General features: G+C 38.9%; 18 protein-coding genes. 7 read left to right on the top strand and 11 right to left on the bottom strand.

The features are described from left to right. Nucleotides 1-252: 252 nt before the first annotated feature. The 10 genes from QE431_RS09700 to QE431_RS09655 form a co-directional block, all read right to left on the bottom strand. Nucleotides 253-504 carry a hypothetical protein gene (locus tag QE431_RS09700; protein ID WP_307295295.1) on the bottom strand — a complete coding sequence of 84 codons (252 nt, stop codon included), beginning with the start codon at nucleotides 502-504 and terminating at the stop codon, nucleotides 253-255. Nucleotides 505-946: 442 nt separating this feature from the next. Beyond that, nucleotides 947-3,199: a xanthine dehydrogenase family protein molybdopterin-binding subunit gene (locus QE431_RS09695; protein WP_307295294.1), complete on the bottom strand. Its 2,253-nt coding sequence runs from the start codon at nucleotides 3,197-3,199 to the stop codon at nucleotides 947-949. A 16-nt stretch (nucleotides 3,200-3,215) separates the two neighbouring features. After that, a complete protein-coding gene (locus QE431_RS09690) occupies nucleotides 3,216-4,232 on the bottom strand; it encodes a xanthine dehydrogenase family protein subunit M (RefSeq protein ID WP_307295292.1) in 1,017 nt (338 codons plus the stop codon). Then, nucleotides 4,225-4,710 (bottom strand): (2Fe-2S)-binding protein, encoded by a 486-nt coding sequence (locus QE431_RS09685; protein ID WP_307295291.1) that lies wholly within the window; start codon nucleotides 4,708-4,710, stop codon nucleotides 4,225-4,227. The genes QE431_RS09690 and QE431_RS09685 overlap by 8 nt, the downstream gene beginning before the upstream one ends. A 188-nt stretch (nucleotides 4,711-4,898) precedes the next feature. Next, nucleotides 4,899-5,270 (bottom strand): SPW repeat protein, encoded by a 372-nt coding sequence (locus tag QE431_RS09680; RefSeq protein ID WP_307295290.1) that lies wholly within the window; start codon nucleotides 5,268-5,270, stop codon nucleotides 4,899-4,901. Nucleotides 5,271-5,373: 103 nt separating this feature from the next. Further along, the gene (locus tag QE431_RS09675) at nucleotides 5,374-6,510 is read right to left on the bottom strand and encodes a Gfo/Idh/MocA family protein (protein ID WP_307295288.1); all 1,137 of its coding nucleotides are present in this window, start codon (nucleotides 6,508-6,510) and stop codon (nucleotides 5,374-5,376) included. Nucleotides 6,511-6,534: 24 nt separating this feature from the next. Further along, the gene (locus tag QE431_RS09670; RefSeq protein ID WP_307295286.1) at nucleotides 6,535-7,644 is read right to left on the bottom strand and encodes a catalase family protein; all 1,110 of its coding nucleotides are present in this window, start codon (nucleotides 7,642-7,644) and stop codon (nucleotides 6,535-6,537) included. 23 nt (nucleotides 7,645-7,667) lie between these two features. After that, a complete protein-coding gene (locus tag QE431_RS09665; RefSeq protein WP_307295284.1) occupies nucleotides 7,668-8,627 on the bottom strand; it encodes a gluconolaconase in 960 nt (319 codons plus the stop codon). Nucleotide 8,628: 1 nt separating this feature from the next. Further along, nucleotides 8,629-9,213 carry a sorbosone dehydrogenase family protein gene (locus QE431_RS09660; protein WP_307295283.1) on the bottom strand — a complete coding sequence of 195 codons (585 nt, stop codon included), beginning with the start codon at nucleotides 9,211-9,213 and terminating at the stop codon, nucleotides 8,629-8,631. Between the two features lie 36 nt (nucleotides 9,214-9,249). Next, nucleotides 9,250-9,795, bottom strand: a complete 546-nt coding sequence (locus QE431_RS09655) for a sorbosone dehydrogenase family protein (protein WP_307295281.1) — start codon at nucleotides 9,793-9,795, stop codon at nucleotides 9,250-9,252. A gap of 423 nt (nucleotides 9,796-10,218) precedes the next feature. Between QE431_RS09655 and QE431_RS09650 the strand changes: the two genes are divergently transcribed. The 5 genes from QE431_RS09650 to QE431_RS09630 all read left to right on the top strand — a co-directional run bounded on the left by QE431_RS09650 (nucleotide 10,219) and on the right by QE431_RS09630 (nucleotide 19,291). Then, nucleotides 10,219-12,213 (top strand): GAF domain-containing hybrid sensor histidine kinase/response regulator, encoded by a 1,995-nt coding sequence (locus tag QE431_RS09650; RefSeq protein ID WP_307295279.1) that lies wholly within the window; start codon nucleotides 10,219-10,221, stop codon nucleotides 12,211-12,213. Nucleotides 12,214-13,215: 1,002 nt separating this feature from the next. Next, a complete protein-coding gene (locus QE431_RS09645; RefSeq protein ID WP_307295277.1) occupies nucleotides 13,216-13,374 on the top strand; it encodes a hypothetical protein in 159 nt (52 codons plus the stop codon). A gap of 1,656 nt (nucleotides 13,375-15,030) precedes the next feature. Beyond that, a complete protein-coding gene (locus QE431_RS09640) occupies nucleotides 15,031-16,824 on the top strand; it encodes a T9SS type A sorting domain-containing protein (protein WP_307295275.1) in 1,794 nt (597 codons plus the stop codon). A 52-nt stretch (nucleotides 16,825-16,876) separates the two neighbouring features. Continuing rightward, nucleotides 16,877-18,370 carry a hypothetical protein gene (locus QE431_RS09635; protein ID WP_134142143.1) on the top strand — a complete coding sequence of 498 codons (1,494 nt, stop codon included), beginning with the start codon at nucleotides 16,877-16,879 and terminating at the stop codon, nucleotides 18,368-18,370. 348 nt (nucleotides 18,371-18,718) lie between these two features. Beyond that, complete coding sequence (locus tag QE431_RS09630) at nucleotides 18,719-19,291, top strand: SRPBCC family protein (RefSeq protein ID WP_307295272.1); 573 nt, start codon at nucleotides 18,719-18,721, stop codon at nucleotides 19,289-19,291. A gap of 323 nt (nucleotides 19,292-19,614) precedes the next feature. Here QE431_RS09630 and QE431_RS09625 read toward each other — a convergent pair whose 3' ends face one another. Further along, a complete protein-coding gene (locus QE431_RS09625; RefSeq protein WP_307295271.1) occupies nucleotides 19,615-20,820 on the bottom strand; it encodes a WG repeat-containing protein in 1,206 nt (401 codons plus the stop codon). Between the two features lie 1,464 nt (nucleotides 20,821-22,284). Here QE431_RS09625 and QE431_RS09620 point away from each other — a divergent pair. Continuing rightward, a complete protein-coding gene (locus QE431_RS09620; protein WP_307295269.1) occupies nucleotides 22,285-24,720 on the top strand; it encodes an arylsulfatase in 2,436 nt (811 codons plus the stop codon). A gap of 590 nt (nucleotides 24,721-25,310) precedes the next feature. Further along, a complete protein-coding gene (locus QE431_RS09615) occupies nucleotides 25,311-25,844 on the top strand; it encodes a gliding motility-associated C-terminal domain-containing protein (protein WP_307295267.1) in 534 nt (177 codons plus the stop codon). Nucleotides 25,845-26,524: the final 680 nt, after the last annotated feature.

The raw sequence follows: 26,524 nt of genomic DNA, 5'->3' as shown, positions 1-26,524 counted from the left end.
CTATCTGCGCCTTTTATCAAAAAGGCTTCAAGTGCAGTCTTAGCCCCGATAGCGGCGGAAATCCTATGCGCCGGGTGTTCCGGCGCATAGATTGGAGCGGATAGCGGGAAAAGCTCCTAAAAACACAACGTAAAACAATATAGGTAAAGCACAGATGAAAAAGCTCCTAAAAATGCATCGTAAAGCAATACCGCAAAGCCAGATGAAAAGCTCCCAAAAACAAAAATACATAATCAAAACCCAAAGCCCGGCCTAGTCCCCTTTAAGGGAGACCGCATCTTCAATATGCTCCGCATTTATAAACGCGGCGATATACTGCTGCACCTCACTGCTCTTCTCGGAGCTGGTGGCAAAGGAATTGATATGGAACTCCTGGTCCTGGTCCGAGATATGGATAATCTCGGTATAGCCTCTGGAGATCAGGCTTCCTTTTAGTTTAATTACAGTGAGCTGCTGGCGCGGATCCAGATCTTTTCTCACCTTTAGCTGTATCGCTTTTTCCATGGCAGAATCTGTGAATTAATTAAACAGTTTGAGGTCCAAATTTATAATATAATTTACAGGTGTGGGCATAGCGGGCTGTTAAAATTTAAAATGAAATCAAGGCATGCAGAGGTTATTTTAATTGAGGCTGAGCGGGATCGGCGCTAAAAAAAAAATTCAGCAGTAAATATTGCAGCGCTCAACTTTATTTTAAAATGCAGAAAACATTCACCCCGGCCCTGGAAAAATGCAGAAAGCGCCCGCTAAGGCGCTTTATTTCAAAAATAAGTGCTTTACCTTGCAGCCAATAGGATACCTGATAATGCCATGTGTAATTTGATTAGTTTTTTTCACTGCTCCAGAGAATATAACGTGCAATTCTTTATATTGTTATATTCTGCGGCTGTCTTTAAGTAATTTGGGTTTACCCCGATGCGGAAGTATAAAATATATTACCCAGAAGTTATTTTACTACAGGTTCCAATAGATTATCAAAATGAATCGGAAGATTATTTACACGTTTTCCTGTTGCATGGAACACTGCATTTGCTATTGCAGCAGGAATTGCAGTCATTGCTATTTCACCCAGACCTTTAACTCCCAGTCCGTTAATTAACGTATCTTTTTCATCTGCAAAAATTACTTTCATTTCTGGAATATCTGCATGCACGGGAATATGATATTCGCCAAGATTGGTGTTCATATATTTCCCAAGTTCTGCATCAAGCAGTGTTTCCTCATGCAGTGCCTTGCTTATACCCCATATAATTGATCCTAACACTTGACTTCTCGCCGTTTTCGGATTGATTATTTTTCCTGCGGCTACGGCCGTAACGACTCTGGTAACAGTTATTGTTCCTAAATCTTTATCAACTTCTACTTCGACAAATGAAGCGCTATGGGCCGCCTTGCTGAATTTTCTGAGTTTCAATAAATCCGGTCCTGCCAGTTTTACTGCCTTAAATCCTCTGCCTTCATTAGCATGGATAAGTTCCTGGAATCCTATGAAAATATCCGGCTGGTTTGTTACGCTTAAACCGCCGTTTCTAAAAACAATCTGATGCTCTGGAATTTTTGTGAAAGCAGAATCAGGTAACGCTTTTATTTTCTTGATAATTTTCTTCTTTAATTCCCTGATCGCAGCTATAACTGCCGTACCGGTAGAAGCGGTAATTGCAGAGCCTCCCTGAAACATAGAAAAAGGCATCTTACTGTCGCCATAAAAAAATGATACCTCATCGGCAGAAATCCCGAACTCATCGGCAGCTATCTGAGTCATCACTGTGAGCGTTCCTGTTCCAATATCGGTTGTGGCATTATACACTTCAAGCCGGCCTTCTTTAGTTAATTCGGCTGCTGCCCTTGCGGGGAATTGATAGGCGTCCCAGATACCGGTTGCCATACCCCAGCCCACTAATCGATTTCCCTTTTTTGTACCTGCGGGTTTTGGGTTTCGCAGATGCCAGCCAAATTCTTCGGCACCTTTCTCGTAACATTGTTTTAATTCTTTGCTGGTAAAAGGCTGTTGTGTGGAAGGGTCAACCTCTGAATAATTTTTAAGACGGAAATCCAGCGGATCCATTTCCAGTTTATAAGCCAGCTCGTCCATAATGCATTCAATGGCATGCATGCCTGTGACTCCTCCCGGCGCCCTCATGTCAATTGGTGTGGCAAGATCAAGGGGAACAAGTTTATACTCAAATAAAGTATTAGAGGCTGGATATAATTTATGGCCCCAGGGAACCAGAATTTCATTATAGTCTTCATAGCTGGAGGTTTCGCCAACCGCACTGTGATTCATGGCTGTCAGCTTTCCGGTGCCATCGGCTCCGAAATGTAATGACTGAACTGTCTGAGGTCTGTGCCCAAAAGAGAACATCTGCTTTCTTTCGAGTGTGACCCGCACATTTCTTTTCAGTTCGAGCGAGGCCAGAACACATAAAAACAATTGATACTGCGGACGAAGACCGGATCCAAAAGCACCGCCGACATACGGCGCCAGGACCCGGACATTTTTATATTTCAAGCCAAAAACATTCGCAACATAAAGCTGATTGTTTATTGTCCCCTGCGTTTTGTCATAAATGGTCAGTTTTCCCTCGCCTTCATAAATCGCAGTTGTTGCAAAAAGTTCGAGCGGATTATGATGTTCGGTTCCATGACGGTATTCCCCTTGAACTTTAAATTCAGCATCTGCGTAGGCTTTGTCAAAGTTTCCCGTTGGCTTTGGCGGGGGCGGTTTCAGGGGTGTCGACATTCCTTTTTTAGGTTCTCTTGCCTTATCAAGATTTTGAGATAATACCGTATCAAAGGGTTCTTCTTCATAAACAAACTTAATTAAGGTCGAGGCGCAGCGTGCTGTTTCAAAATCTTCTGCCACAATCAAAGCAATCGGCTGGCCGTTATATCTAATGATATTATCGCTCAGAGGTTTAAAAACTGTTCCCGGAGGCGCATCCATATCTGCATACTGCAGATCAAACCAGGCGAGGCTCGGACGGTTTTCGTGCGTAAATATCTTAACCACACCTTCTAGTGCCAATACTGCTGAGACATCAATGCTTAAGATTTTTCCTTTCGTGATAGTGCTGTTCACTACATAACCGTAAAGCAGGCCCGAAACATTGTGCTCTGCCGCATACAGGGCACTTCCGGTTACTTTTTCAAAACCTTCCAGCCTGCTGACCGGCTGTCCGACTAAAGGTATATTTTCCATTCTTTTTATTTTTTAATTAAATTGATGGACCGGCGCCCGGAATCTGTGTTTCAGGATTTAAGGCCATTTCACATGCCCTGATGATCGCCCTTTTGGCAAGAGGTATTTTAAAATCGTTATCTCCCCTCCCAGCTGCTCCCGCCAGGATACGATCAGCCGCTAAAGCAAAATTTTCTGACGCTGCCTTTTTTCCTTTCAGCAGGTCTTCAGCTTCAGCTACCCGCCATGGTTTATGGGCAACACCGCCTAAAGCGATCCTGGCTTTAGAGATGGTATTGCCGTGCATTTCAAAAGCTGCTGCAACAGAGACCAGTGCAAAAGCATAGGAATGACGATCCCGCAGTTTTAAATATGCATAGTGTTTGGAATAGTGATTTGGCGGAAGGTCTATAGAGGTTATGATTTCACCCTGCTGCAGGTTATTATCAAGGTGCGGCGTATCGCCGGGAAGTCTGTGGAAATCAGCGAACGCAATACTTCGCTTTCCATCAGGCCCCGTCACATTTACCACTGCTTCAAGTGCTGCCAGGGCCACGCACATATCAGAGGGAAAAACCGCAATACATTGCTCACTTGCTCCTAAAACTGCGTGAATACGGTTACAGCCTTCAATAGCAGGACAGCCAGATCCCGGTATACGTTTGTTGCAGGGGACATCCGGGTCGTAAAAATAATAGCAGCGGGTGCGCTGCAAAAGGTTGCCGCCGTCAGTTGCCATATTCCGTATCTGGGCCGAAGCACCTGCAAGAATCGCCTTGGACAATAAAGGATACCATTTTTCTATCAGCGGATCATAGGCTGTAGCCGCATTTTTCACCAAAGCGCCTAATCGGACACCGTTATTCTCAAGCACCTCAATAGTGTTAAGTGCTGCTATATCATTTATATCAATGAGTTTTTCAGGATGGGTCAGATTGTATTTCCAAAGGTCAATGATATTTGTCCCGCCGGCTAAAAACATTGCTTTTTCATCATCTGCAGCTTTAAGGGCCGCATCGACAGTAAATTCTTTTGTATAGGTAAAACTATTCATAACCGCTCCCTTCTTTGACCTGCATAATAGCATCTATAATTCCATCATTAGCGCCGCAGCGGCAAAGGTTGCCGCTCATAAGCTCTTTTACTTCCCCCCTTGTCCGCGCCTTTCCTTCCTGAAGCATCCCGATTGCACTGCATATCTGTCCCGGAGTACAATACCCGCATTGAAATGCATCGTGCTCAATAAAGGCTTTTTGGAGCGGGTGAAGTTCAAATCCCTCTGCTACGCCTTCAATTGTTATAATAGAACTGCCGTTTTTGGTTACAGCCAGCGTCAGGCAGCTTAATATTCTGCGGCCGTCACACAAAACTGTACATGCGCCGCACTGCCCGTGGTCACATCCTTTTTTTGTGCCCGTCAAACCAACCCGCTCCCGAAGCGCGTCCAGCAGCGAAACCCAGGGCCGCAGCTCCAGTCTATAATCTTTATTATTGATTGTGAGTGAAACGGAAATCGAAGAATTATTTTCCATAATTAGAAAATTTATATTCATATTTATTTTACAAGAGCAGAAATCATACAATAAATATAGTCGTTAAATAAAAGCATTTGTCATTACGCTTTAATATTAAATATTCTTATCGAAATTACTTCGCTTATAATTGCGAGCTAAAAAAAAAAGGCAGCGCTTTGGCTCTGCTATTTTATTATTCCAGTACATTAATCCCTGAATAATCTATGAAAAAAACTGTTTTGCGCTTTAGTAGCCAAAGCTAAAAACAAAATAAGGCCGCCAAATAGTAAATGCGGCAGAAATACATTTGCTGCAAAGCCCAGTATCCAAGGTGAAAGTGCAAGAAATAAACCTGATAGAATCTCAATATAAATATGGGTTTCCACTGGAAGCAGCCTATATATACCAGCTTCATAATCAGTATGCAGGCTTAAAAAGATGGTAAAGATTCCCGATATATAAAAAATGAGATTTTGCACTGTATTGGCTTCCAGACCAAATAAGGATGGAACAAAAAGCAGCGACAGACCTATTGAATAGTCCAGATAACCGTGGATTTTTGTATCTAAAAATTTCATAACTGCAAATAATTTATATAGTAAAATTATAACGCGGACTCTTAGTAAATTTACATTTTTAAGCCACGAGGTTACATAATTACAGGTTCCTTTCTTCACAATGTCATTTAGATGCAAGCATTGCAGTTTTAAGTGCTTCAAACGCATCTTCCAGTGTTATCTTAAGTATATGATCCTGATCTTCAATTTTTAAAATCATATCACCGAGAATCTGCTGTACGCAGCTGCCGTACACCTCCCCTTTAGTAAGTGGGACTTCAAATGTTCCCGTTACAATTTGGTCAACCTCGTACAAAATACCTGATACCAGAGTGGATTCTCTGCCGGTCATTCCAGCAGATTCTGATGCGCCCCAGCCTTCGGGTCTTGATACATCATTGATTTTTTCAAAATTTTCAGACTTGGTTTCAAACCATTTGGGTAAACTGGCAAGCTTTTCCCTGGTCTTCGTATTTACAAGCGCTTTAATGTGTCCTTTCATCGGCATCCATCCCTCTATTGTGACCCTGGCAAGATCAAAAACCAGTTTGATTGTCGTCTGCTCAAAAAAGCCAGGCCCGGAGAACGCATGATAATAACTTGCTATCAGTCCCTCGCTGTATAGAACCATTGCCGAAACGCGGTCACGCTGCAAATCATTTCTTTTATGGGAAACACCATATACTTCAGTATATTTTTGTCCACCGATTGCATTAATGATATCAAAAAAATGTACACCATGCTCTACCATAATTCCCCCAGACATACTTTCATCCCAGAACCAGTGTGTTTCAGGCAAAGATTCATCTTGTGCATAGTTGTTGACCACAGCATGACGGAGCCTGCCCAGCGACCCATTTTGTGTCAAATCCACAACTGCATTTATTATGGGATTGTAGCGGATCATATGATTAACTGTAATCACTCTCTCTGTCTTTCTCTGGACTCTGAAAATGTCTTCCGCCTGCTGTTCTGTTACTGACAGCGGCTTTTCAAGCAGTACATGCTTTCCAGCTTCCATTGCCGCACAAGCCATTTCACTATGAAGATGGGGAGGTGTTACAATACTTACAATGTCAATTTCCGGGTCATTCAAAAGCTCCTTCCAATCGTAATACACCCTGCAGTTCTCTGCTTCCTTTATATGGGAACCGTGGTCTGCAACTGCTGTGACCTGCACATTTTCAAGTTTTGACCACCAGTGGTGCAGAAATTTTCCAAATCCTCCGTATCCAATAATTCCAACTTTGTATTTTTTCATAATCTACATTTTATTTCATACTAATTAATCCGGCAGCTCTTCTATATTTTTTGGTTCCGTTAAAGGCTGAGCATTCATATGATGCCTATACCGGGTTGAAGTTTCATAGGCCAGTTTTCTTATTCGCATTATATTTCCCAAAGGGCGATGTTCCACCAGACAGTGAAATGGGTTAAAACTCAGCACATCGTCTGCATAGACCCGGCGCTCAGGGCTAAAAGTTTCCTGAGGCAGAAAAGTAAGTTTTGCGACAGGCTGGTACGGGCTTTTATCTTCCGGCCACTGCACCGATCCGTCTTCAACAGGCATAATGCTGAGATCTGTACAAAGCTGCGCGCTCATTTCATATTCTGCAATATTTGACTGGAAAAAATCAGCTGTGATTTTAGTTAAAAAGGCATTTTCATCAGCTTCAATTATTTCCTTATCAATTTTCTTTCCCGATAATTTCCTGACATTTTCTGATAACGGTTTTACATTTATTTTGGCAATATAATCCCCATACCTCAGCGCCGCCATACTGAAATAAGTATCACCCAGAAGATGCGGTCCGGGAGCACTTAACTCGTTGGTATCATCTGCAAGACCTGCTGCCGCCAGTACATTATGGACTCCTGCCGCGGCTTTTTGTGCAATTTGCTGGAATAACTCCCCGCTGTCTGCCTGCTTTTCCAGATTCTCCTGAAGCTTTAGATATTCATTTATGGTTCCGGTTGGAATAACAGGATAATTGACCAGCAAAAAATCTTGCGTCACGGCATCTGAAAGTTCCGACAATAGTTTCTCGCCTTCCACCCCTATAATCTTTATAGCCATACCCCGAAATGCAGACATCTTATCGGACATTATTGCGCCTTGTGCCGTAGAAAAACGGACAATAACCGGATAGGTTTTAGGCGCCGCAAATAATCCCTGCGCCAGATGCTCAGGCAGATTCTCGTAAACCTGCAATTGTCCTTTTAAGACGGCATGGCTTTTTGCATGTGCATCCCTGATAGCATGACGGTATTTCTCATACATCAATCGGTTTACTCTTGCCATAGAGTCTACAATTTTCCGGCAGATTTGCTGTTCGTCCGGCTGTTGTATTTCTATCGAGTCACTGTAACGTATATAAGGCGTGGATTGTGTCATAAATGTAATTTTAGTGGACTGATTTATTTTTTCACCGGATTAAACACGGCCTGCTGAAGTGAGAATTTTTTCGACGGTACATTATTTCCCTCTGCAAGTTCGCTGAAATTGGCATTCATGATCCAGGTATCCGGACCAGCCATCGCAGCAGTGGAGGGAAATGCAAATCGATCTTCCACGGAAGTGGATTCCGTCACTTGGGCCGAAGTCCAGTTATCAGAAGTTTTGATCTTAAAAACTTTGTTTACACCTCCATTTTGAACAAGCGTCAGGGTACTTCTGTCATTTAGAAGCATTCCGTCTGCTCCCGGAAAAAACTGGTCAATCTTGACCTTTATTGCGTTATTTGGACTGGCAATAGGTAATTTTATCAGTGCTCCTGTTCCATTATTGACGACAAGGAGAAACCCATCAGGGTGGAAGACAATACCATTGGGCCCCACTCCTGCTGTCTGCAGCAGTTCGCTTTTGCTGAAAACGGCAGCGTTTCCTTTTACATCCACCTTATAAACTGCATCTGCAAAACTATCGGTAATATAAGCATTGCCCTCATTATCAAAAGTAAGGTCATTAGGAAAATGCTCACCGGGAACTAATTGCGATAAATCAATATCATTTATTTTTTTACCACTTTTCAGGTCAATTATAATGAGTCTTGCCATTTTCTTTTTGGTATCAGGGGTACTGAATTTGCTGTAATTGGCATCACCGGCGCATACAAAAAGCCTTATTCCATCTGGATGCACTTTAAGACCATAGGTAGATTTTAATGTTTTATCAGCATATAATTCAGAATATTTTCCTTCTCTGGTAACTTTTCCCACGGTTCCCAATCTTGCCGAGGAAACATAAAATATATTGGCGGCCTTATCAAAAGCGACTCCTTCAGGATAGGATTCCGGCGCTTCAAATTCAATACGTTTGGTTGGTTCCTGTCCCCAGGTCAGTTGGGCTAACAACAGGAATATAATATACTTTTTCATTTTATTTTTGTTTAAGGGCATAAATAATTCCATTTGCATCGTCAGATATATATACTACATCGGTACCAATCGCCAGTCCTGCGGGTCTTCCAAAACGTTGGTTTCCAATCAGGAACCCCGTTAGAAAATCTTCAGAACCAGCAGGATTTCCTTTGCTGTCGAATTTGATACGCTCCACTTTATAACCGCTTGGGTTCTGCCTGTTCCATGAGCCATGCCAGCAGACAAGCGCATCTCCCTTATTTTTTCCACTATCAAAAAAGGCAAACGCTATAGGTGCGCTGTGGGCCGGGAATTCCAATACTGAAGGCTGTGTTTTTGAAGCCCAGCCTTCTTTCGTATTACCTACCGGATCTTCCCTGCTCTGGTCAACTTCACGCTTGGCATAAGCAAACGGAAAACCATAATTGCCTCCCATAACAATATGGTTTAATTCTTCGGGCGGCCATTCATCTCCTTTTGCATCACCGCCATTATCCACGCCCCACATTTCCTTAGTCTGCGGCTGCCAGTCAAAACCAATAGTATTGCGAAGACCTGAGGCATATAGAGTTCTTTTCCATGTAATAGGATCTACCTGCAGCATTGTGGCGGTTTCTTTGTCACTTTCCTTGCAGTCATTTCAAACACTGCCCACTGAAATATATAATTTCCCGTCAGGGCCAAAATCCATAGTCCGGTTAGAGTGCTGCCCGCCACTTGGCAGGTCTTTTATAAGCGTGTCGGCGACTTTCCCCAAAGTCCCGTCTTCATTCATCGCATATCGCAGTACTTTGTTATTGTTGCATAAGTACATGTAATTATCTTTGGAAGTGATGCCGTGCACTCCGGGAAAATCCGCCACACGGGTCATCTCATCAAATTTTCCATCCTTATTGATATCGGTGAGCATCAGCACATCACCTGCATCCCGTCTGGTCACATAAAGCTGGCCTCTTTTGCCGATGTAAAGCATACGCGGCTTTCCGAGTCCTGCTGCAGCAGGAGTTACCTGCCAGTCCTTAGCTGTTTTAAGACTGGATGCCAGCGATGAGTTATATTCCAAATGGGTGGGATAGTTAGTTATGGTTACTTTTTTGGTGTCTTCCTTCGGCGGAATTCCTTTTTGTCCATACGACAGCATGCCAAGAAAACACAAAAGCGGTAAAAGTGTGGATTTAGTTTTCATAGATAATGAATTTATCGTGTAAATAATTAACTCAATTGCTTTTAAATGAACACATTGCCATTATTAAAGTGATCTCAAATATATTAACATCATCTTTTAATATTTTATATGATAAGCCGTAAAAATTATAGGATTAACATTGGACTGTTTTTACATTTTAGATTACTTACTTAAATATTACGACATACCGCTACCACATTCTCAAATATTCATGAAGTGTAATTATATTTTTTTGAATGTGCAAAAATTTATATTTTCTAATGATGGATGATAAAGCATTGCTCCTCTTTATAAACCAATCTTAATTTAATCCTATAACACGAGAGCACCGTCTTTAATTCTTAAAATTATGTAATCAAACATTATTATAATATAAAAAGAATACTTCCTATTTTATCTAAATTAATATTTAAATTTTCTGCAATGGAAGCTAGTGAACAATTTATGGATGAACTCCAGCGTCTTAATGCCTTAAAACGCTATAATATCTTAGAAACACTGCCGGACCATTCGTTCGACGATGCGACAGCTCTTGTATCCTATATTTGCGAAGTACCTATTGCCTATATTTCGTTTGTCGATGAGACAAGGCAGCTTTTCAGATCCGAAATAGGGCTGAACCCAGATATACCTAGAGCTATCACGTTCTCCCGCTATACAATTATGGATTCCAAACTGGTTGAGATTCCCGACACACTGCTCAATGAGCGCTTCAGAAATGATCCTGATGTCACGGGCGGACTTAAAATCAGGTTCTATGCGGGAGTCCCGCTGCGTACCCCTGACGGCTATAACATTGGAGTCCTTTGCGCTGCGGACCATATACCGCGGAATCTCAACGACAGCCAGCGTCTCGCCCTTTTGATTGTTGCCCGCCATGTGATCAATACTCTTGAGCTTAGTACAAAAAACAGCGAACTGGCCAGCCAGAAAAAAATTGCCGAACGCGCCGTAGCGGCCAAAGACAGCTTTTTAGCCAATATGAGCCATGAGATAAGAACCCCTCTAAATGCCATAATAGGTTTTACTGAGCTGCTGGCAGGAACTAGGCTCGACAAGCGGCAGCGCGGCTTTGTTAAGGATGTACAGACTGCCGGGGACAATCTTCTTCTCATTGTAAACGACATATTGGATCTCTCCAAGATAGAATCCGGAGGCCTTGAACTAGAACTGCACCCTTTCGACTTAAAAAAAGCGCTTCGTCATGTCTATGATCTTCTAAAAGTAAAAGTCCAGCAGGCTGTGGAATTCAATCTTTATCTGGATGCTGAACTGCCTGCGATGGTATCCGGTGACCAGGTAAGGCTCAATCAGATCCTGATGAACCTGGCCGGCAATGCGCTTAAATTTACCAGTGAAGGTGAAGTGACAATTGCAGTAAAAAAAATTGAAGAGACCAATGATTCTTATGATATCCGATTCTCGGTTAAAGATACCGGTATCGGCATTTCAGCAGATAATCTTGACACCATTTTTGAACGCTTTACCCAGGCAGAACAAGATACCACGCGAAAATTTGGTGGTACAGGGCTTGGGCTCAGCATTGTGAAGCAGCTTGTCAGACTTCATAGCTCAGATATACGGGTAAAAAGCACCGAAGGCAGGGGATCGGAATTCTTCTTTACCATCACCTTCCAGAAAACATTTCAGCCGAGACAAAACAGGGAACAGCAGCTGGTGAACGATATTGGCAGGCTCAGCATACTGGTATGCGAAGACAATCATTTAAACCAGAAGCTGGCACAAAACGTTATTGAGGGATTTGGATTTGAAATTGACATCGCAGAAAATGGCGACCGGGGCATTGAACTGCTCTCGCAGCATCATTATGATCTAATATTGATGGATCTTCAGATGCCCCTGCGCGACGGCTACCAGACCACTACATACATCCGACAGGAGCTGCAAAGTTCCATTCCAATTATAGCCATGACGGCACATTCCCTGGTCGGGGAACAGGACCGCTGCTATGATGCCGGCATGGACGGCTATGTTCCCAAACCCTTTAAGCAGTATGAACTGCTTGAAGCTATCAAGAGCGTCCTAAAAAAAGGCCCTCGGTCAGCGAAACACCAAAAAGCAGATCTTTCCCGCATAGAAGAGACAGACCAGTTAAAGCCGGGATGGAAAAAAGAAGTGATCAGCCAGTTTCTAGAAAAAGCACCCCACGAGCTGGAAGAATTCAAAAACGCCGTTAAACGCGGGGATTTCCAAACGGTTCTTCAGAGGTCAGAACAGCTGCAGATCTGGATGCATCTTTTTGTTCTTGACGGCCTAAGCAGGCACTTGTCGAATATCGAGCGTGAAGCGCATCAAAAAAAATTCACGACCGAAACTGCAGACAGCATGGATATACTATGCTGCAGTATGGAAGAAGTCTTAAAAAATCTTCAGCAGCAGCAAAACACTGAAATTTAAATGGAATAAAAAAAACTGGAAATAAAAAAAATTGACTGCCAAAATCTCACTACACGATATTTTGGACCTGATACCATTTCTGCCACGAAGAGCTAAGCCAAATTTTGTCGATTTTTTTACACAATCTAAGTTGTGTGGCAGAATCGTTGCATATTGTATTTTTGAAATCCAAAAATCAGAAGAACGAAGGTCTGGCGGAGTTTAGGTTCGAAATTTTTAGACTCTACAAATCTGTTCATGTATTTTTGTTTATCTGCCTTTATTGAGTGTATCTAGTGACCGAAGCATATGACTTCATATCTAGTAAAGATATTAATCCATTCTACTTTACAGCATTGAAAAAGAAATGGACCAATTGACCAAAAATATTGGACAGATCTTAGCGTTCAGGGTTAACAAGGTTCTTGCTCCTCCTGTTGTACCCCATGCAAAATGACAGAAATGATCAAAGACTGGGAACTGGCTGGGATTTATTGGTATATCCAAATTAGTCCTTTGACTTTTTAGAGAAAACGTAGCAAATGTTTTTTAATAATTATAAAACATTCCCTACTAGGTCTGAAAGATTTATTTCGAATGTTTTGAACCTTATTTCTTTGCTTTTAACGTCATTCTTTTTTTGCGTTATTTCAGGTGAAAATGTTTCCAAAGTACTGAATCCAATTCCAAATCCTAGATAAGGCTGTATGGCAATCTACTTCATACTTCAACAGTTTCTATTTGCTGCTTTCTCCTATGATTAAAACTTTAAATAATAATGAATAAATACAATAGGAAAGATACCACCCAGTTTAAATTTATTTTTGATGTTCTTATCTGGAATTTCCGCGCACTTAATGTCTATAAGTATCAATCCCAACTTCTTTTATGACCGGGACTAAACTTAATCTTAATACATCATTGTAAAACATATGAATTTTATAAAAGTTTAATAAAATTATATAAAAAAAAACTTTCTCTTTTTCCAATATTGCGTTATCATAATTTAAAGCAGTTCTAATCATGAAAATTTATGCAAAAACAATTCTTACTGCAATGTTAATCTCCGTTTTAAATTACAGCTGCGATGCACTATGCGGCGATGAGGAGGATAGAAGTTATTCTAAAAAAACAGCGAGAGCTGATACGCTTTCTCTCAAAGACAGCAAAATGTCACAATAATTTATATTGAAGAATCCTGCCACAGTTAAAACTTTTCTGTACAGGCGAATTATGTATTCTGCAACAAATAGTAAAACAAATCCGATGACCGTATAAAACAGCTCTTATCTCGGTAAGCACAGCAGGTGCAGCAAATAGTGACTACTTTTTTATTTATTTTCTAGGATGGAGTTGATACATTTTTTGCGACTGAACGCTAAGGCAGTCTTATACTGAAGCAGTAAGATATATAGCCTAAAAAATTCTGACTGGCAAGCTAATTTTATTCCTGCTAATTTTAAACAGCATGGAAAATACGAGAAGAACCTTTACTTTACTTTAAGATCATGGCCGCTTCCATGAGCATCCACTGCGGAAGAGTCTGCGACGTGATAAGAGAACTCAACATCAGTACAAGTAACCATCAGCACTGTTACTACCTTCATCTCATTGCTTAGAGGTAGCGCTTTAAATATAGCATGTTTACTCGATTCAGCTAAAGATGGTCAATCTAAATTTAAAGATCTGATAGACAACAAAATTATAGCTCAAAAGAAAATGGAGTTGATACCATTTTTGCAACTAAAAGTTTAGGCAGTATTTATCTGAAGTGCTAAAAATAAGGATGGAAACCCTAAATTGGAGTTGATACCTTTTGTGCAGAACAGGAACTTATAATACTGTATTAAAAATAATTTGAAGGCTCAAGTTCGAAACATTACTAATATCAATTCTGTAAAATTTTGAAGTTCAACTCTATGTAGAAGACAGATTTCCATACAAATCTAAAGATCCTGCTTTGATTACTATTTAGTATTGTTTTAACAAAGCACATTCCCTCTGTTCAACAGAAGCTAAAAATTGATTTATCTTTTATTTTTACAAAAATTTATGCGGCGAGAGAAAAACTTCTTATTTGAATCTGGATCAACATTTCAGTTGAGGCAATCCCCAATAAGTAAATCAATTAATCCACTACTGTAAGCCCGCTGAGTAGTATTCCGAGTTTCTCTGGCGCAAGAATCTCTAGTAATAAATTGCAGTTTGACACTGTTTTATAATAGTTAAATTCACATATCCTTTGAGATCTGCAAATCATGCTACTCTCTGCCGGGAAATACCTACCCGTTTAATATTCTACAATTTTATTCTGTTGTCTGCTATAAACTTATTTTCAATATACTCCTTTTAACAATTTTAAGAAGCTTTTTTTAAAATTTATTATTGTAAGAAAAGATTTAGTTAAACATTAAACAATGCAGCTACGCGTAAGAATTATTTTAGTAAGTTTGGTTATAATGCGTTATACGCAATACAGGACATATAAAGAATAATGGTCTCAAAGAGATGTACATTTTCAATTTATATCCTGTTTTTTTTTGATTTAGCCCCCCAATCAATTATGAAACTTAGAAACTACAAAATTTACTCCGTCCTATTTTTTTCGCTATGTTCTAACGGCTTTTCCCAAAACGGCGGCCCACCTCCTCCAGGTCTTCCCGATGAAGAACCTGTATTACCAATCAATCAGGGAGCCAATATTTTGTTGTTTGCCGGTGTTGTGCTAGGCGCATATGTAATAAGCAGCAGAAATAAATTATAATTCAAAATCACTAAGATCTACAGACTTTTGGAGTTCCAAAGATCATATCACGTTATTGCATTATTAATAAAATTATGAAAAAAACTTTATTACTGTTATTAGTTTTTACAACAGCAAAATCAATTGGTCAGATTTACTTTAGTTCCAATACTGGTATGTATGTGAAAAATGAAATCCTATATGTAGGACAGGATATAAATCTGTCGGCGAATTCAAATTTGTACTTGCGGAATCAAGCACAGCTTCTTCAAGGTTCAAGTGGGAGCTTCGCCAATTCTGGTCTCGGGACTTTGTCTGTTTTTCAGGAAGGGACAGGTGACAATTTTGACTACAACTACTGGTGCTCTCCAGTCGGAAATCGCTCGGGAGCCGCTGGCAATTCAAATTTTGGCATAACTATGCTCAGCCGCCCTACTGGTCCAACGCTCTCTATCGCTGCCGTTATACTGCCGGCAGGAAATTATAATGGTACTTCTAATCCTTTGTCAATTGCTTCGTCATGGATCTACAAACTGGTCAATGCTAACAATTATTCACAATGGGTATTTGTGGGAGGTGCCTCCGATCTTCTACCAGGTCAAGGTTTTACTATGAAAGGAACCAGCGGCACAGATCCTGTAGATCCTGCACAAATGGGAACAGCAAACAATCCAGGAAGTGCGCAACGCTATGATTTTAGAGGAAGACCAAATAATGGAAATATTACAGTTACACTGGGAGCTGGCGCTGCAACTTTAACGGGAAATCCTTATCCGTCAGCACTTCATCTAAATGCTTTTTTATTAGATGGTACCAATGCCACAATTACTGGAGGTATTGCCTATTTCTGGGAACAGGATAAATCCGTAAATTCTCATTATCTAAGTGATTATCGCGGCGGTTATGGAGCATATGCACCAGTAAACCTCACTTCAAACGGCATCTATACACCTCCTGCTTTTAATTCCTACAACCAAGATGGGTCTTTAAATACTGGTGCACCCGCGTCAGGAACAGGAACTCCAATTATTCGAAGGTATGCGCCTGTCGGACAAGGATTTTTACTTAATGGTACTGCAAATGGAACCGCCACTTTTAAAAATTCTCATCGTATTTTCATGAAAGAAGCCGCTGGTGGATCACAATTTGAAAAACACGCTGCGCAACTGGAAGAAACTCAGGAAGAACTTCCTTCTGCAATTTCTCACTTTAAACTAAATGCCATAATTAATGATCAATTTACACGTCAGCTTGCACTTGCTTTTACGCAGGAAGCAACTGACCAGGTCGATATTGGAATCGATGCCATAAATATGACCGCAAATCTTCCGAATGATGTAGCCTTCTGGCTTCAGGACGCCGGCTACATAATCCAAGGTATCAATTTTGATACGTCAAAAAGAATTTCGTTAATTGTTAAGGCAGCTGTCAATTCTACCTTTAAATTTTACATTCCCGAAATTGTCAATTTTGACGCTGCACAACCTGTTTACCTTTATGATGCGGCAGATGATTCTTATCATGATCTTAAAACTGCACCATATCTCGCCTCGGTAACAGCTGGAACTTACACAGAGCGTTTTAAAATCACTTTTACTGCTCAGACTCTAGGCGTTGATCCAGCGGAAGACATGAAAAACTTTTTTATTTTTCAGGATAATGCAAAAGGTATTTTAAGAGCGTCAAATCCAAATCATTTACCACTGCAGTCTTATACCCTTTATGATATAGCAGGCAAAACAGTGAGCTTTCAAAAAAATTTGACAACTCAACAAGACTACCATTTTTCAACCAGCGGCTTGAGTGATGGTGTTTACATCGTGGTGTTTTTAACTAAAGATGGTCAAAAAATAACCCAAAAAATCGTTATCTCCACCTCTAGAAAATAATTTTTTAACTACAAACTATAAACCTTTCCTACTTAACTTAATATACCACATTATGGCAAGAAAATCTACACTTCAATCTTATAAAAATATGTTGCTGCTTTGCTGCATTCTAATTGCATCTGTGGCAACAGCACAAATAGGGATTGGAACTACTTCACCCGATCCCAGTTCGATATTGGACATTACATCTACCACTCAGGGACTTCTAGCTCCGAGAATGACTACCACGCAGCGAAATGCAATTGCGGCGCCTACTGATGGTTTATTGGTATACGACACAACTTTAAAACTTTTTTATTATTATTCAACCGGCACTGCCACATGGAATCCGCTTAACAGTACTTCAAGCGGCAGATTGAATTTTAAACGCATAAAATCCACAGATGTTCTGGCAACAGTTTTGGCCTCTGAAAAGGCTGCTGGAGGCGGTTCGAAATACCTAATGAATACCAATACTTTATATGAAATAAACGGGCAAGTAAATTTTGATCTTCCAATTGACATTAATAACGCTTACATTACGGGTCAAGATGCCAATGAGGATATTATTTCCTCAACAGCACCAGTTATTTTTCAAGGGGCTACTGGCGGCAGCATACGCTTTCTTACCTTAAAAGGAATAAAAGCATTCGAAATAAACGGACCTGGAATAGCCACTTCATCCTCATTCTTAATTCAAAATGTAATTGTAGACGGAATGACAGGAAGTGTCGGAAATATAGGCGGACTGGGCTTGGTTTTTGGTAACATTGTACAGTTTATAAATAATGCCAACGGTATTAGATATTACAATATCGGCAACTTACTGCTTAACAGCCAGGCATGGCTAAGTTCCAATAATGGTGTTTTTGAAACTTTTACTGACAGCTTCGGGCTCATCCAAAAAAACAGCGGTTTCAGCACCACTTCTACAGGAGATACAGCACTAGACGTCAGCAGTTCAACTCTCGCAGTTGGAACGGGTATTTTACTGGGTACCGTTTTTTCCGGTACAGCTGGTACATATGTACTGGGTTATGCACCAGCGGCAACTTATCCGGGTTATAATTTCAGCACTGCATGGACTGTAGATTCACCAGGAATTCCAAGAGAAGGTGACAGTGATGCTACTGGAGATATCAATCTTGTCGCCGCCATAGGGACAGGAGCCACTACAACATTTACCACCAACGGAGCAAAAGTAAAAATCGCCGGTACTACGACTTCTAATAATCTGTTTCGTTTTACAAAGGATGGGAATAACAGAATCGTTTACAAAGGCAATAAACCCAGATACTTCCAAGTCGCTGCATCTGTTTCCTACCAAGGAACTGCTTCAGATATGACCTTGGTCCTTTATCTGGCTAAAAATGGTACAGTGCTAACTGACACTAAGGTTTACGGGAGGCCTGCATCTGGATTTTTCACCTCGGCTTCGGGTATTCTTGCCCTGCCAATCATGGGCACCATTCAGTTGAAAAAAGACGATTATATTGAAATTTTTGGAGAGCGTTATGACGGAACCGGTAATATTTCGGTTGTCTCTTTAAACTTAACAGCCAGATAAAAATTGCAGGCAAATCCATAGATTACAATTTCTAGAAGTGATACCTTTCTTGCCACAAAAAGTTAAGGCAGTTTTTAAAGATATCTCAGAAGTCCAAGTTTTTGTGGCAGAATCATGACACATGGAGTTTTGAAAAGTAGAATTTCAATATTTTTCACGGAAACAACAATTAATAAAAGGGCGGACAAATGTCCGCCCTTTTTTAAGCATTATAAACATGTAGTTTCGGCCAAATATCTCAAATTACAGCGGGATAACTGCTACTCAAAAAGCTGATTTCGTTTTCTTACAATTTTAGCGGCTATCTGCATTGTAGTTTTGTCTCATCAAATCATTTAAAAAAAGACTATGAGACATTTAATTATGCATATGAAAAACAAAATCTGGAAAAAAGTATTGAAAGCCGTTCTGTCCGCTGCAGCTGTATTAGCAGTCTGTGTAGTGATTCTTGAATATAAGAGTGATTATAAAGCTTCGGCAGAAATTAGAAATGACGCCCCTGTCAAAACAAAAAAAACAATTGTAATTAATGCTGCAATTGAAAAAGTATGGAGGATTTTTTGCGATGTGGATAAGTGGAGTTCATGGCAGAATGAGATTTCAAGCAGTAAAATTAATGGTTCGTTTAAAGAAGGTGTGTCCTTTGACTGGCAATCGAACGGTTTAACTATTCATTCAACATTAAACACCGTTAATTCACACAAAAAAATAGTTTGGTCGGGACCAGCATTTGGATCTTTTGCCATTCATTCCTGGAAATTCAAAAATCAAAATGGAAGAACACTTGTGGAAGTTAATGAAAGTATGGAAGGCTGGTTAGTTGCTTTATTTGAAAGCAAATTTCAATCGGGACTTGATACTTCAATAACACACTGGCTAAATGATTTAAAAACTGAATCAGAAAACATCAAAATTAGGTAAGAATCAGCTGTCTACAAATAATTATAATATCTTAAATATATCTGCTCTGATTTTGTCACAAAGCTAAAGTTTTATAAACTAAATGACATGCTGCTAGTTTTGTGGCAGAATCTTGGCACATTACTTTTTGAGAAAGTGAAAAACTAAGTAAAATCTAGCTTTCCCGAGTTTAGGTTCGATTATATATTAATCCTTTCCCTAAAGTATTAAGATAATCTCCCCATTCCAATCAACAACTTATATTTTATAAAATTGCTCCAGCTTTAAGTTTAAGGTGTAAAGTGAAGCAAAACAGAAGGATTGCTGAAACTAATAATTTCTCACTAATCTGTAAAAAATTCCACACCATTTTTTCCAACATATACAGTCTGCTCTAATTTATTAGTCACTTCAAAGATCTGGAAATCATTAACTGATTCATATTCATATGGCTTGATTGATGAATAACTTTTCCCACTGATTAAATTGTAAGTCTCCATATTGAATACCTGAGATCTATTCTCCTTCTCAACCACAAGATAAGAGTAATACATTTTATTAATTTTGTCGAATTCAAAAGGAAGAAGTACGTTGAGATCTATGCTGCTGTCATTCTTCTTTCCAATAATTCCCCATCGATTGTTTTTCTTAACTACAAAAATACGCTGATAAGCTGCCCAGTGCCTTGAGTCTTTACTCAGATCAAAATTGATCTCATCAAAGTCAACTGGCAGAAGAACAATATTTTTACTGCCGGCTATCCCCCACTTTCTGCCAATCCTTACACCAAAAACATCGTTGCCCGGAGCATAGTTATTGTCATATTTTTCAGTAATGATGTCATCATAAATTGCAGGAACTAATGTATCAAAGGCGACCTGCATCCGCGAAGTATTTTTCAGAATAACCCCCATTTTACCTTTGCTTTTAATAATTTTTGGGCTTTCCATTTCTCCCATGATAACCCCTGAATACTGAATTTTCTCAATGTTATTAACTTCTTGTTCTGTAAGCTTTTTTCCATTTGCACTAAAATATACCGTGCTGCCATTGTAATCGCAGTGAAATGTTTTATTTGAAGGATCAAATTGAATCCTGGAATAGGTCAGGGGAATTAATACCTTAGGTTTTCCATCCATAAGACGCATCACACCGATTTTTTTGTTTTTGGTGACAATAAATCTATTATTAGGAATGTCCTGGAAATCAAAATCTTTATTTAAATGTATATCAGGATTGTTTTTAATCCCTACTGAGTGCTGGCCATGATAAACTTCATAAATTCGGGTGCATTGGTCATATTGAAATGGAATTACTGTCACTCCTTCCCTGTTAATATATCCTATCTTTTCTGTTTTTTTTGCTTTTGCAAGGTTATCATCAGAGTAAAAGTCCACAGCATCATATATACATGGTATGATTATTTTACCATCAATATCTGCAAATCCCCATTTACCTTTCTCACAGTACGGAATATATTGACTAAAAACAGGCTGACATAGTATAATAAAGATAAGAAGTGATACTAAATGAATCTTTGATTTCTGCATACATTTCTAAATTTTGTATTAATTAATATTTTACCTAATTCACCAAATATTGTTCTACAGCTATTAAAATTATATTTGGGATAAATCTCCTAATATGGTCCCAGCTAAGTGATGTTAAAATCTTTCTTGGATGGTTGTTGTTAATTCGAACTTTACACAGAGAAACCGGAAACTTTTCTGAATAATTATACCACAAAGCCTGCATTAACAGAAATCAGCGAAACCTTACACAGCGGACTATTTCGTAAAAATAAATAAAATAAAATAAATAAATAAAATAAATAAATAAATAAATAAATAAATAAATAATAACTGCAATATTCTCACTGTCTATAATACTGTTTCCAAAATGACAAAAAAGATAAGCCTGTTTGGATATTATAATTCAACATTTAAGGGCACATTTGATTTGGAGCCGATACTTTTTTTACTGCAAAAAGCTAAGCGGATTTTTCTAAAGAACGTGGAAAAGCTACAGATAAAAAACATGTATGAGAGCGCTCTAACACGTCAGTGAAAAGAAAAAAAAACAGCCGCAACAGTAAAACTGTAATGTGCTAAATCAACCCTATTGAAGTCATACCGGGTAAAATCCTGTTCCAAAAAACCCGGCAGCAGAAAACTGATTTCATGCTATCTTTTTTCATAAATAACCCGCAATTTAGGGAAAAAAAAAAGAGCCGATGACTTATGATAAGTACAATCGGCTCTTCATGAAACAGATATTAAAGATACAAAATAAAAAAACATCTTTTGCACGTGATCCCGAAAATATTCCCATAACAGCCAGAATTCATCAATTTAAATTAAAAACCTAGATTAAAACTTTTCTATTATATCAGAATCCTACTGCTGGAAACTGGAATTCCTATTTGGACAGCTTTAAAACACAGCCTGCCTATAATCTATTTATGAAAAAATGCAGAAAATAAAAATTCATTTTATAATGGTGTACATTTCAATTTTTTACTCATTAACTCCTTCACAAAAATTACTTTCTTTCCCACTTCCCCTCACCAGCGAAGGAATCTTTAAAACATTTTGTCAAAAAATAGTATGTTCACTTAAAACTAAGTGGCTATTCAGCCGCTGGTAAGTGTAAATCTAACAGCAGAAGCCCATACAATCTTACAGTCTATTGGTATCCTACACAGCTAAACAAACAAAAAATATCATAAGTAATTGTATTTCAATTATTTATATTAAATTTACAATCTTTAATCCGCCTTTTTGTATTGAACAAACCATTAATCTGAGTTTGTATCATATTTATATTGAGAGTTTATCTATTCAATCATAATCGATTTACTGTTTAGTTCTATTATTTTTAGAAGTTAAGGCAGACCTTTTTCTTCTGTGGCCGTGTACCTCTAACGGTCTTATGACTGGCTCATAATTTCCGCAGCTGCGTTAATTATTTCTAAAAGTTGTTCAATAAGATTAATAACCAATACAAATTTTACTATGAAAGCAATTAAAAGTACTCTTTACAAAAATGTTATGTTTCTCTTTGTGCCTGTTTTTCTCCTAATTTCTAATAAGACAGCCGCACAGGCCGATCCAAGAGAAGTTAGAAAAGAGAATTTTAAAGGAGTTATAAAACTCGATGTCCGAGATTCAAAAGCAGACTGGACTCCATATGTTCTAAAAAAAGCACCTGAGGGAGCTCCAAACATCCTTTTTATTTTATTTGACGATACTGGGATAGCAACATGGTCTCCTTTTGGAGGAGCCGTAAATATGCCTACACTCCAGAAATTAGCTGACAATGGTCTTATGTATTCACAATGGCACACAACAGCACTTTGTTCCCCCACACGAGCTACGCTTCTAACAGGCCGCAACCATCATCTTACTGGAAATGCCGCAATTACAGAAGGTGCCAACGGATTTCCAGGAGCCAACAGCCGTATACCTGCGCAGTGTGCTACGATAGGGCAGATTTTACAGGAAAATGGATGGAGTACTTTTTGGATCGGAAAAAACCACAATGTTCCTGAGCAGGATGTTTCTTCAGGGGCCAGCCGTGTGCAATGGCCGCTGCAAATGGGCTTTGACCGTTATTATGGATTTTTGGGAGGAGAAACCAATCAATGGTATCCTGATTTAACCGAAGACAACCATTTTATTGATGCCCCGTATTCTCCTGAAGAAGGCTATCATCTTTCGAAAGATTTAGCAGACAAGTCCATTGAATTCATTCGCGATCAGAAAGCATCTAATCCGTCTAAACCTTGGTTTCTGTGGTACTGTCCAGGCGCTAACCATGCCCCTCATCAAGCTCCTAAAGAATACATTGCAAAATACAAAGGAAAATTTGATGACGGATACGATGCTTACCGTAAGTGGGTACTGCCTAGAATGGTATCAAAAGGCATCATCCCGGAAAATACAAAATTAACTGATTTTAATCCCCTTCCCCCTAATATAGCCAACCCTGCTGATTATGTTCGTCCTTGGAATGAGCTCAAACCTCAAGAAAAACAGCTTTTTTCAAAACTGGCAGAAGTTTATGCTGGTTTCTCTGAATATACAGATGCGCAGGTCGGCCGTGTGGTAGATTATTTGGAAAAAAGTGGACAATTGGAAAATACCGTAATTATATATGCAGCTGACAATGGAGCATCAGGAGAGGGCTCTCCAAATGGATCCGTAAATGAAAACAAATTTTTTAACGGCTATCCTGATAATTTGGAAGAAAACCTCAAGTATATTGACAAGCTTGGAAGCCCCGATACCTATGAGCACTTCCCTACAGGCTGGGCAGCTGCTTTTTCAACACCCTATAAAATGTTTAAAAGATACAGCGAATATGCTGGAGGAACCTGTGATCCACTGGTTATTTCTTGGCCTAAAGGCATTAAAACCAAAGGGCAGGTTCGCAGCCAATACCATCATTCTACAGATATAGTACCGACAATCTTGGACATCTGCGGTGTTGAAATGCCAAAAACTTTCCGCGGCGTTGGACAGTATCCTCTTTCAGGAGTTTCAATGCGTTATTCATTTGAAGCAAAACCTGATGATCCTACCCGGAAACACATCCAATACTATTCTATGCTGGCTACACGCGCTATTTGGAAAGATGGATGGAAAGCTGTAGCACTGCATGCGCCGTTAACTGATAAGGGACACTTTGATAAGGATGTCTGGGAGTTGTACAATACAGATAAAGACCGTTCTGAATCAGAAAATTTAGCTGATAAAAATCCTGATAAGCTAAAAGAACTAATAGCCGATTGGTTTGAGCAGGCGGATAAAAATCTTGTTCTGCCCCTAGACGACCGTACCGCAGTACAGCAGCTTGGTATAGAGCGGCCTTCTGAAGAAGCACCTAGAGAAAGATATTTATATTATCCCGGCACTTCTGCAGTTCCTGAAGGCGTAGCGGTGAATATTCGCGGAAGGTCTTATAAAATAATATCGGATATTGAGATCAAAGATCCAAATGCAGCAGGAGTAATTTTTGCACACGGTTCAAGGTTTGGAGGACACAGCCTTTTTATCAAAAACAAAAAATTATACTATGTCTACAACTTCCTTGGCATAACGGAACAACAGTTAGTTTCTTCAGAAGAGCTGAAACCTGGTAAATATACAGTGGGAATGGAATTTACAAGAGAAAAAACCGGAGAATACGGGGCGCAAATGGGATCTGCAAAATTATATATAAACGATAAAGTAACAGCGCAGAGTGCCATGAAGACACAGCCTGGTAAATTTACGCTCTCCGGAGACGGTTTGTGTGTAGGATATGACAGCGGAGATGCGGTAAGTCATCTTTACAAAACTCCTGGAACATTCAAAGGAGGTACAATCCTAGGTGTTGGGGTATCAGTTGAAAAAATTCAATATACCGATCTTGAAAAAGAAGCACAGCGCGCCTTTAGAAAAGACTAATTCCAACCTTAAAAACAAGCCTGATTATGAACCATAAAAGCAAAAAGCGCTATAGCGCTTTTTGCTTTTATTTATTAAAAATCCACCTTAAAAAAAAAGCATAGCAATATAGAATAAAATATCAAGGTTTCATCTTCCGCATGGAATGTTACATTCTCTTTTTAATTTAGAAAAGAAAGTTCTTAAATGATATATCTATATACCAATTTAAACTATGGCATTAAAATACAGAAAGTTTGATTGGAGGTGTTACCTTTTTTACCACAAATCCCATCTTTGCGGTATAAGTCTATAATGCAATTCCATATATTGCTTCCAAACCTGCCCAGTTTATTGGAGTACCTATGGTTATAATATAGTGTATATTTTTGACAATCAGTAATATTTTTTTTATAAATTTGTATTAGCAAAAACATAATCACCTGACCAACAACAACTTAATCTTTGCAGTAGTTAACTTATAAATATTATACTTTGGTTTTCATTTAAAACAGAAAATATTTAATTCACTATATAACATTTCATAATCCATTTTTTCCAGCTGTTAAACTAATTATCTGCCTTTATCCAAGGATTTTATTAATTTAAAAATGCTAAAAATGAAAGCAAAACTTCTCACTACAGTTTTTTTATCTGCTGTTTTATATTCCGCCAGTTCCCAAAACAGCATCGCAGCCGCAGAGGCTGCTACTTTAACCACTCTAGATAATGCAGCAATCAAACGAGACCTTACAAAAGCGGAATTGTCTGCTCTCACCGCAGAAAGTCCAGGCATTGAAACTCTAAACGCTTCCAGCCTAATCCAGAATGCAGTTGATGACGATCTTATAATACATAAGGCAGTTTCCCCTAACGGTGATAATAAAAATGATTACTTTAAAATTGACGGCATCACTAATTTCCCAAACAATAGTGTAACGATTTATAACCGTTGGGGCATAAAAGTTTTCGAGACTAAAAGTTATGACTCTAACGGTAATAATTTTAGCGGATACTCGCAGGGGCGGGTAACTACAGCCGGCAGTAATAAGCTTCCAGACGGAACATACTTTTACATAATCGAATATGAATCTGGTGGAAATCAAAATAAAACCGCAGGATACTTATATTTAAGCGGCAGTTAATTAAGATGCTATAAATAGTGCAGCTGATACCGTTTTTATCACAAAAATGCTGTTATCAGGCAAGCTTTTAAAAAAGTGGTAATTATAATTCTCTAACCGAAATAATTCATGAATTGAACTACGATTGGTTAATTTTTTTTTTTAAGAAAACCAGCTTATGATTTTGTAAAAAAAAGTAATTAAAATGTGTGTAGTTTTTAGGTACAAACCTAATATGATTTCAAGTGGATCTGTCTTCTAATTTGCCACACTTGGAATTTTTTTCAAACAAAGAGTTAATGCGAATTTTACAAACATTTTCCACGTTTCTTAACTTAGTGGAAAAATCTGTGCACAAGATAGTTTCGAAAACAAGAATTCCAGTAAAATGAAGGTCTGTCAAATTAGATGCGAAACTGTATTAGACTAATCTTAAAATGAAATATCGATCTTTTCTGCTGTTTTAAAACAGTATTTGAAAATTTTATTTTTACAAGCTAAGGGAGTGAAATTTTCGAATATTTTATTAACTTATTTAGTAGAATTCACTTTCCCAGAAAACAACAAAAGCATTTTCTGTAGATATACTACATTTTCAATTTACTTTTTATACTTAATATTTAAATTCTATCTGTCTATTTCTAGTGTTCACAATTAGACAAAACCTCTTAAAAAAATAACCGTATAGACATTTTTATTTA

Origin of the sequence: Flavobacterium sp. SORGH_AS_0622 (assembly GCF_030818825.1) — a bacterium.
Taxonomy (GTDB): Bacteria; Bacteroidota; Bacteroidia; order Flavobacteriales; family Flavobacteriaceae; genus Flavobacterium.
This window is presented reverse-complemented; position numbering and strand designations above follow the sequence as displayed.

Excerpts from the sequence above, each read along its gene's own strand:
- QE431_RS09635 (WP_134142143.1), top strand. The coding sequence starts at position 16,877 with ATGGCAAGAAAATCTACACTTCAATCTTATAAAAATATGTTGCTGCTT.
- QE431_RS09695 (WP_307295294.1), bottom strand. The coding sequence starts at position 3,199 with ATGGAAAATATACCTTTAGTCGGACAGCCGGTCAGCAGGCTGGAAGGT.
- QE431_RS09620 (WP_307295269.1), top strand. The coding sequence starts at position 22,285 with ATGAAAGCAATTAAAAGTACTCTTTACAAAAATGTTATGTTTCTCTTT.
- QE431_RS09665 (WP_307295284.1), bottom strand. The coding sequence starts at position 8,627 with ATGAAAAAGTATATTATATTCCTGTTGTTAGCCCAACTGACCTGGGGA.
- QE431_RS09685 (WP_307295291.1), bottom strand. The coding sequence starts at position 4,710 with ATGGAAAATAATTCTTCGATTTCCGTTTCACTCACAATCAATAATAAA.
- QE431_RS09680 (WP_307295290.1), bottom strand. The coding sequence starts at position 5,270 with ATGAAATTTTTAGATACAAAAATCCACGGTTATCTGGACTATTCAATA.
- QE431_RS09700 (WP_307295295.1), bottom strand. The coding sequence starts at position 504 with ATGGAAAAAGCGATACAGCTAAAGGTGAGAAAAGATCTGGATCCGCGC.
- QE431_RS09670 (WP_307295286.1), bottom strand. The coding sequence starts at position 7,644 with ATGACACAATCCACGCCTTATATACGTTACAGTGACTCGATAGAAATA.
- QE431_RS09660 (WP_307295283.1), bottom strand. The coding sequence starts at position 9,213 with ATGCTGCAGGTAGATCCTATTACATGGAAAAGAACTCTATATGCCTCA.
- QE431_RS09655 (WP_307295281.1), bottom strand. The coding sequence starts at position 9,795 with ATGAAAACTAAATCCACACTTTTACCGCTTTTGTGTTTTCTTGGCATG.
- QE431_RS09630 (WP_307295272.1), top strand. The coding sequence starts at position 18,719 with ATGAGACATTTAATTATGCATATGAAAAACAAAATCTGGAAAAAAGTA.
- QE431_RS09675 (WP_307295288.1), bottom strand. The coding sequence starts at position 6,510 with ATGAAAAAATACAAAGTTGGAATTATTGGATACGGAGGATTTGGAAAA.
- QE431_RS09615 (WP_307295267.1), top strand. The coding sequence starts at position 25,311 with ATGCTAAAAATGAAAGCAAAACTTCTCACTACAGTTTTTTTATCTGCT.
- QE431_RS09645 (WP_307295277.1), top strand. The coding sequence starts at position 13,216 with ATGAAAATTTATGCAAAAACAATTCTTACTGCAATGTTAATCTCCGTT.
- QE431_RS09650 (WP_307295279.1), top strand. The coding sequence starts at position 10,219 with ATGGAAGCTAGTGAACAATTTATGGATGAACTCCAGCGTCTTAATGCC.
- QE431_RS09690 (WP_307295292.1), bottom strand. The coding sequence starts at position 4,232 with ATGAATAGTTTTACCTATACAAAAGAATTTACTGTCGATGCGGCCCTT.
- QE431_RS09625 (WP_307295271.1), bottom strand. The coding sequence starts at position 20,820 with ATGCAGAAATCAAAGATTCATTTAGTATCACTTCTTATCTTTATTATA.
- QE431_RS09640 (WP_307295275.1), top strand. The coding sequence starts at position 15,031 with ATGAAAAAAACTTTATTACTGTTATTAGTTTTTACAACAGCAAAATCA.